This window comes from Streptomyces sp. NPDC007084 (assembly GCF_040703595.1).
In the GTDB taxonomy this organism is placed as follows: Bacteria; Actinomycetota; Actinomycetes; order Streptomycetales; family Streptomycetaceae; genus Streptomyces.
Map to the genome: position 1 here is coordinate 135,068 of NZ_JBEYFY010000016.1, position 6,837 is coordinate 141,904.

The following is a 6,837-nucleotide window of genomic DNA, read 5'->3' on the forward strand; positions in this document are numbered from 1 at the left end:
CGCCGCCGGACGGTGATCGCCGGCACCGGGAATTCATGGCGATTCCACCCCGAGTACCCGGGAGGGGTGGGGATTGTCAGTGCCGCGTGCTGTCATGGAGCCATGATCGAAGACATCGAAACCATCGACGAGTTTCTCGCGCACCGCACGTCCGACGTGGAAGAACTGATCCGGCGGGCCGCCGCCACCGAGATCATGCCCCGGTTCCGGCAGCTCGCCGCGCACGAGATCGACCAGAAGTCCGGCCCGCACGACCTGGTGACGGACGCCGACCGCAAGGCCGAGGAGTTCCTGACCGGGGCGCTGACCGCGCTGCTGCCCGGCTCGGTCGTGGTCGGCGAGGAGGCCGTGCACGCCGACCCCGCGAGCTACGGCGCGATCGGCGACACCGCGCCGGTCTGGATCGTGGACCCGGTCGACGGGACCCGGCAGTTCGTGCACGGCGACCCCGGTTTCTGCACGCTCGTCGCCCTGACCCTGGACGGCGTGGTGCACGGCTCGTGGACCTACGCGCCCGCCCGCGAGGAGTTCGCCACCGCGATACGGGGCCGGGGCGCCGTCCTGGACGGGGTGCCCCTGCGCGCCGGTTCCCCCGAGCCGGGCCGTGACCTCGACATCGCCATGTCCCACCCGGACTACACGACGGACGAACAGAAGCGCGCCCTGCTCGGGCTCGGCGTCGAGGGAGTCGTGGCGCGCCCGTGCGGCTCGGCGGGCCTGGAGTATCTGGCCATCGCCCGGGGCGAGTTGGACGCCACGGCGTTCTCCTGGGAGGCGGCGTGGGACCACGCGGCGGGGCTCCTGGTGGTCGAGGAGGCGGGCGGCGCCCATCTGACGCTCACCGGTGAGCCGTTCCGGATAACCGGGGGGAACACCCTGCCGTTCACGGCGGCCCGCGACGAGGCCACCGCCCGACGGGTGATCGCCCTGCTGGCGGGGCGGCCCGAGCAGGTGGGAGCCGGAGCCTGAGGGCGGCGACGGTCGGCTCGGGCGAGCCTCGGGTCGGCGGAGGCAGGTCGGCCGGTGGTCACCGTCGGTGTGCCGGCGGCGACCCGGGCCGACGGGGGTGTCAGTCCACCGGCATATCCTGAACCCCAGTTGCCGTCGGCTGACAAAGGAGTCCGAAGGTGCCGTCGATGCTCGATGCGGTCGTGGTGGGTGCGGGGCCGAACGGACTGACGGCTGCCGTGGAGCTGGCCCGCCGGGGCTTCTCCGTCGCCGTGTTCGAGGCGCGGGACACGGTGGGCGGGGGAGCGCGCACCGAGGAGCTGACGCTGCCCGGTTTCCGGCACGACCCGTGTTCGGCGGCACACCCCCTGGGGATCAACTCACCGGCGTTCCGCGCGATGCCCCTGGAGCGGTACGGGCTGGAGTGGCTGCACGCGGAGCTGCCGATGGCGCATCCCTTCCTCGACGGATCGGCGGCGGTGCTGGCCCGGTCGGTGGCCGAGACGGCGGCCTCGTTCGGACCGCGTGACGCCGGCGCCTACCGCAGGCTCGTGACGCCGTTCCTGTCGAAGTGGGACACCCTGGCGCACGACTTCATGTCGCTGCCGCTGACCTCGCTGCCCCGGGACCCCGTCACGCTCGCCCGCTTCGGGCTGGCCGGGCTGCCGCCGTCGACGTGGCTGATGCGCCGCTTCCGCGACGAGCGGGCCCGGGCCCTGTTCGCCGGCCTGGTGGCGCATGTCATCGCCCCGCTCGGCGGGATCGGCACGGGGGCGGTCGGACTGGTCTTCGCGCTGGCCGCGCACGCCCGGGGCTGGCCGGTGGCGCGCGGCGGCTCCCAGTCCGTGTCCGACGCGCTCGCCGCCTACCTCAAGGACCTCGGCGGCACCGTCCACACGGACTACGAGGTCAAGCGGCTGGACGACCTGCCGCCCGCGCGGGCGTACGTCTTCGACACCTCGCCGACCGCGCTGGCCCGTATCGCCGGGTTCGGCCGCTACTACGAGGGCTACCGCTACGGGGCCGGCGTCTTCAAGGTCGACTACGCGCTCGACGGGCCGGTGCCGTGGACCGCGCGGGAGGCCCGGGCGGCCGGGACGGTGCAGGTCGGGGCGAGCCGGGCGGAGATCGGCACGGCGTTGCGGGCGGTGTCACGCGAGGGCCGGGCGCCGGACGCGCCGTTCCTGATCACCGTCCAGCCCAGCGTCGTGGACCCCTCCCGGGCGCCGGAGGGCAAGCAGGTCTTCTGGGCATACGGCCATGTTCCGAACGGCTGGACCGGTGACCTCACGGACGTGATCGAGCGGCAGTTGGAGCGGTTCGCGCCGGGCTTCCGCGACCGCGTCCTGGCCCGCGCGACCGCGGGCCCGCCCGAGCTGGCGTCCCGCAACGCCAACTACGTGGGCGGCGACATCGCCTGCGGCGCCGCCTCCGGACTCCAGCTCCTGCTGCGTCCCAGACTCTCCCCGTTCCCTTACCGCACCCCGCATCCCGCCGTGTTCCTCTGCTCCTCCGCCACCCCGCCCGGACCGGGGGTGCACGGCATGTCGGGGCACAACGCGGCGAAGGCCGTCTGGAGAAGACTGAGGCAGTCATGACCACGATCACGCTGGTCCGCGGCGACATCACCCGGCAGAGCGCCGACGCCGTCGTCAACGCGGCGAACTCCTCCCTGCTGGGCGGCGGAGGCGTCGACGGCGCCATCCACCGGCGCGGCGGCCCCGCCATCCTCGCCGAGTGCCGCAAGCTCCGCGCCGGCCACTACGGCAAGGGACTCCCCACCGGCCGCGCGGTCGCCACCACCGCGGGCGACCTCGACGCCCGCTGGGTGATCCACACCGTCGGCCCGCGCTACGCCCGCGACGAGGACCGCTCCGAACTGCTGGCCTCCTGCTACCGGGAGTCGCTGCGGGTCGCCGACGAACTGGGCGCCCGCACAGTCGCGTTCCCCGCCGTCTCCGCGGGCGTCTACGGCTGGCCGGTGGACGACGCGGCCCGCATCGCGGTCGAGACGGTGCGCGCCGCGACCACCGACGTCGAGGAGGTCCGCTTCGTGCTGTTCGACGAGCCGGCGTACGAGGCGTTCGCGGCGCGGCTCTGAGGAGTGGGCGGGCTGCCGCGGTCACCGAGCCACGGTCACCGGGCCGCGATCACCGGGGCGCGTTCACCGGGGCGCGGCTTCAGGGCCGCGCTCTCCGGGCCGAGGTCACCGGGCTGTGGTCATCTGACCGTGGCCATCGGGCTGTGGTGATCGGGCTGTGGTGATCGGGCGCCCGGGGTCGTCCGGCCCTGCTCACAAGGGCAGTTCGACCACCAGGGGCCGGTGGTCGGAGACGGCGGTCCGCGGTGTGTTCACGCCGGTGGCCGCGCCCGCCTCGATCCCGGCCGCGAGGACGTGGTCGAAGCGGACGAGGGGCCGGTGCGCCGGGTAGGTCGGCCGGCGGGCCAGGTCCCGCCAGCCGCGTACCGGCGGCGGCACGGCGGCTCCGGAACGCGTCCGCCGGGACCCCCTGCGGCCCGTCCACGCGGGGGAGTTGAGGACGGCTCCCGGGATCGCGCCGGGCAGGTTGAGGTCGCCGAGCAGCACGTGCGGGCCGGGCAGGTCGGCCGTCCAGGCGCGGACGGCGAGCAACTGGCGGACGTTCCAGCCGGGCACGAACGACAGATGCAGCGCCACCACCGTGAACGGCCCCCGGCTTCCCTCCAGTACGGCGGCCAGGGCGGCCCTCGGCTCGTCCCGGGACACGGTGAGACCGCGCCGCCCCGGAGTCCGCAGCGGCACGGGCACCGGCGCGGGTGCCAGCCGGCGCGCCCTCCAGTGCCGTACGGGCAGCCGGGACAGCAGCGCGATGCCGTACGAGGCAACCGACTCGCCCGCCCCGGGCGCTCCCTGCCGGAGCCCACCGGGCCCGTACAGCCGTAACTCCCGCCCGTCGGGGGCCGGTACGCGCCCGGGGCCGGTCGCGGGACCGGCGGGGAAGGCCGAGGCGTAGCGCCAGTACGGTGTCCCGGCCGCCTCGGCGGCGGCGCGTGCCTGGTCGACCCGGCCCGAGCGCTCCTGTACGTGGTCCAGCTCCTGAAGGGCCAGCACGTCGGCGTCGAGGGACGCGACCGCGTGGACGAGCGGCGCCTGCGGACGGCACCCGGCCGGAACGGGGACCGGGCGCCCGTCGCGCATCGGCCGGCCGTGCAGCACGTTGAACGTCGCGAACCGCACCCGTCCGGCGGGCGTCCGGCCCTGGGGGTCCGCCTCGGGGGCTGTCATGAAAGGAGGCCGCGGAGGGCGTCTTTGGCCTGCGGGTCGAGTCCGGTCACGAAGTGGCGCAGGGCCGCGACCGGGTCGGGGGCGCGGTCGAGGGCCTGGCGCATGGCCGTGGCGGCCAGCTCCGCCGCGTCCTTGACGGGCCGGTACGCGCCGCGCCGGCCGTCCACATCACGCAGCACCAGACCCTTGTCGTACAGACGTTTGAGGATGGTGTGCACGGTGTTGTAGGCGAGACCGCCGTCGATCTCCGCCTGGATCTCGGCGGGAGTGAGCGCGTCCCGCGTGGCCCACAGGGCGGCGAGCACCTCGTTCTCCAGCATGCCCGCGCTGCGTCGCGGCGCTCTGTCGTGGGGGCCTGTCCCAGCCATGACCCTCACCTTACAGCGCGTAGGGGCGCCCGAAATGGCGGCGGGAAGGCGGTGGGCGCGGTGCCGCGAGGGGCGGGCGCGGGGGCCCTCGGCGCTCGCCCGGTTGCCCGTCCTGTCCGGCGGGTTGGGCCGGTGCGCGGTAGCTTGTCGCATATTTCCCTGACTCTTACCTGGTCCGGATGGAGCGCGGAGCGGCCGAACCCTACGGTGTGTAGGGCTGAAGGGAGGACCATGCCCAAGCCCCTCACCGTCCCGCTGCCCGGAACCAGGCACCACGGACCTGCCACCGCCACCGCCGCCCTCCGAACACCCCGTGAGCCGGCGGGAACCGGTCTCCTCGCCCTCGCTGCGGTCGCCTTCGCCTTCGCCCTCGCCCAACTGGCCCTCGTCAGACCGTCGATGGGCCTCGGCTGGGACGAGACGGTGTACGTCAGCCAGGTCTCCGGGCACGCCCCGGCCGCCTTCTTCAGCGCTCCGCGCGCCCGCGGTGTCTCCGTCCTCGTCGCCCCGGTCGCGGCCTGGTCGTCCTCCACCGTGCTGCTGCGGGTGTACCTCGCCGTGCTGTCGTCACTCGCGCTGTTCGTGGCCCTGCGCGTGTGGCGCGGCCTGTTCCCGGCGCGGGTGCTCGCGGTGGCGGGCGTCCTGTTCGCGTCCTTGTGGGTGACCCTCTTCTACGGTCCGCAGGCCATGCCCAACTACTGGGTCGCCGTCGGCGCCCTGGCCTGCGTCGGCTGCTTCCTGCGCGCGACCACCGACCCCCGGGACCGGGCCGCGCTGTGCGGGCTCGGCCTGAGTGCCGCGATGATGACGCTGATGCGGCCCACCGACGCGGTCTGGGCGACCCTGCCACTCCTCGTCGCCGCCGTGGCCGTCCCCCGGTGGCGGCGCCCGCGCCCGCTCGCGGCCCTCGTCGCGGGCCTGCTGGCCGGCGGCATCGAGTGGATCGCCGAGGCGTATGTCTCCTACGGCGGCCCGGGCCAACGCCTCCACGACGCCTCCCGCATCCAGGGCGGCCTCGGCTGGAACATCGCCATCCTCGACCAGGCCCGCGGCCTCGGCGGCCGGGCCCTGTGCCGGCCGTGCACCGGCGCGCTGCCCGGCACCGCCACCACCCTGTGGTTCTTCACCCTGCCGCTCGCCGCCGCCCTCGCCCTGCTGATCGCCGTCCGCGCCCGCCGTCCGGCCACCACCCTGCTGCTTCTGGCCTGCGCCACGACCGCCGCCCTGCCGTACCTCTTCATGATCGGATACGCCGCTCCGCGCTTCCTGCTGCCCGCCTACGCGCTCCTCGCCATCCCCCTCGCCGACGCCGTCGTCCACCTCGTCACGGCGCCCGCCCGGGGCTGGCGTCCGGTGACCGTGACGCTGGTGGCGCTCGGGCTCGCCGCGCACCTGGCCGTGCAGTTCGCCGTCCTCCAGACCGTCGTACGGCGCACCACCGACGCGCACCGGGGCTGGGCCGCGACCGCCGCCGAACTCCACCGGCTCGGCGTGCGGCCACCCTGCCGGCTGACCGGCCACCAGGCGATCCCCATCGCCTTCTACGCCCGCTGCTCCGCCCTCGCGGCAAGCGGACACAACGCCAACGCGAGCGCGCGGGACCTCGCGCGCGCCGCCCGTTCCCTGCCGTTCGCGGTCGTCACCAAACCCGGGAACCGGCCGCCCGCGTACGCCCGTGACTGGGCGCAGCACCGCGCCGGGAACCTGAACGTCTGGGTGGCGCCCTCCGCGCCCAGGGTGCCCGCCGCGCCCGCTGGAGCCGCCGAGCGCACCGCGTCCGCCGGAGTCGGCGCTTCCGCCGCTCCGACCACGCCTGCCGGAGCCGCCGCGCCCGCCGCGCCCACCTTGCCCGCCGGAGTCGCCGGGCCTGCCGTGGCTGCCGTGACCGGGGGCCGGGCGCCATGACGGTTCCGTCCGGAGCGTCGCCACCGCCCTCGTCGGCGCCGCCTTCGTCCCCGGCGGCCTCGTCCTCGCCGTCCTCGGCGCCGCCTTCGTCGCCGACGTCGTGGCCGTCGCAGGGGCGTGGCGCCTTGGGCGGCGGTGGGTGGACGGCCTTCCGGGGGCGGTTCGTCGTGCCGGGCGGGCCGAAGCCTGGAGCGCCAGCGCCAGCGCCAGCGCCAGCGCCAGCGCCAGCGCCAGCGCCAGCGTCCGCGCCAGCGCCAGCGCCAGCGCCAGCGTCCGCGCCGTGACGTCCTTGAGGTAGCCCTCCGGCGGCTCGGTCATACGCCAGACCAGGACGGCCAGCGCCGTCAGGGC

General features: G+C 75.3%; 6 protein-coding genes. 4 read left to right on the forward strand and 2 right to left on the reverse strand.

The annotated features are described in order from the left end of the window. Nucleotides 1-102 precede the first annotated feature (102 nt). From AB0912_RS16520 to AB0912_RS16530, 3 genes are all read left to right on the forward strand, one after another. Nucleotides 103-969 carry an inositol monophosphatase family protein gene (locus tag AB0912_RS16520; protein ID WP_366700119.1) on the forward strand — a complete coding sequence of 289 codons (867 nt, stop codon included), beginning with the start codon at nt 103-105 and terminating at the stop codon, nt 967-969. Between the two features lie 167 nt (nt 970-1,136). Beyond that, nucleotides 1,137-2,546, forward strand: coding sequence for an NAD(P)/FAD-dependent oxidoreductase (locus tag AB0912_RS16525; protein ID WP_366700121.1), 1,410 nt, complete (start codon nt 1,137-1,139; stop codon nt 2,544-2,546). Next, nucleotides 2,543-3,049, forward strand: coding sequence for an O-acetyl-ADP-ribose deacetylase (locus AB0912_RS16530; protein WP_366700123.1), 507 nt, complete (start codon nt 2,543-2,545; stop codon nt 3,047-3,049). The genes AB0912_RS16525 and AB0912_RS16530 overlap by 4 nt, the downstream gene beginning before the upstream one ends. A gap of 192 nt (nt 3,050-3,241) precedes the next feature. Here AB0912_RS16530 and AB0912_RS16535 read toward each other — a convergent pair whose 3' ends face one another. After that, the gene (locus tag AB0912_RS16535) at nt 3,242-4,213 is read right to left on the reverse strand and encodes an endonuclease/exonuclease/phosphatase family protein (RefSeq protein WP_366700125.1); all 972 of its coding nucleotides are present in this window, start codon (nt 4,211-4,213) and stop codon (nt 3,242-3,244) included. Beyond that, nucleotides 4,210-4,581 carry a BlaI/MecI/CopY family transcriptional regulator gene (locus tag AB0912_RS16540; RefSeq protein ID WP_366700127.1) on the reverse strand — a complete coding sequence of 124 codons (372 nt, stop codon included), beginning with the start codon at nt 4,579-4,581 and terminating at the stop codon, nt 4,210-4,212. Before AB0912_RS16540 ends, AB0912_RS16535 begins: the two co-directional genes overlap by 4 nt. Nucleotides 4,582-4,980: 399 nt before the next feature. Here AB0912_RS16540 and AB0912_RS16545 point away from each other — a divergent pair, with 399 nt between their 5' ends. Then, a complete protein-coding gene (locus AB0912_RS16545; RefSeq protein WP_366700139.1) occupies nt 4,981-6,486 on the forward strand; it encodes a hypothetical protein in 1,506 nt (501 codons plus the stop codon). Nucleotides 6,487-6,837 lie beyond the last annotated feature (351 nt).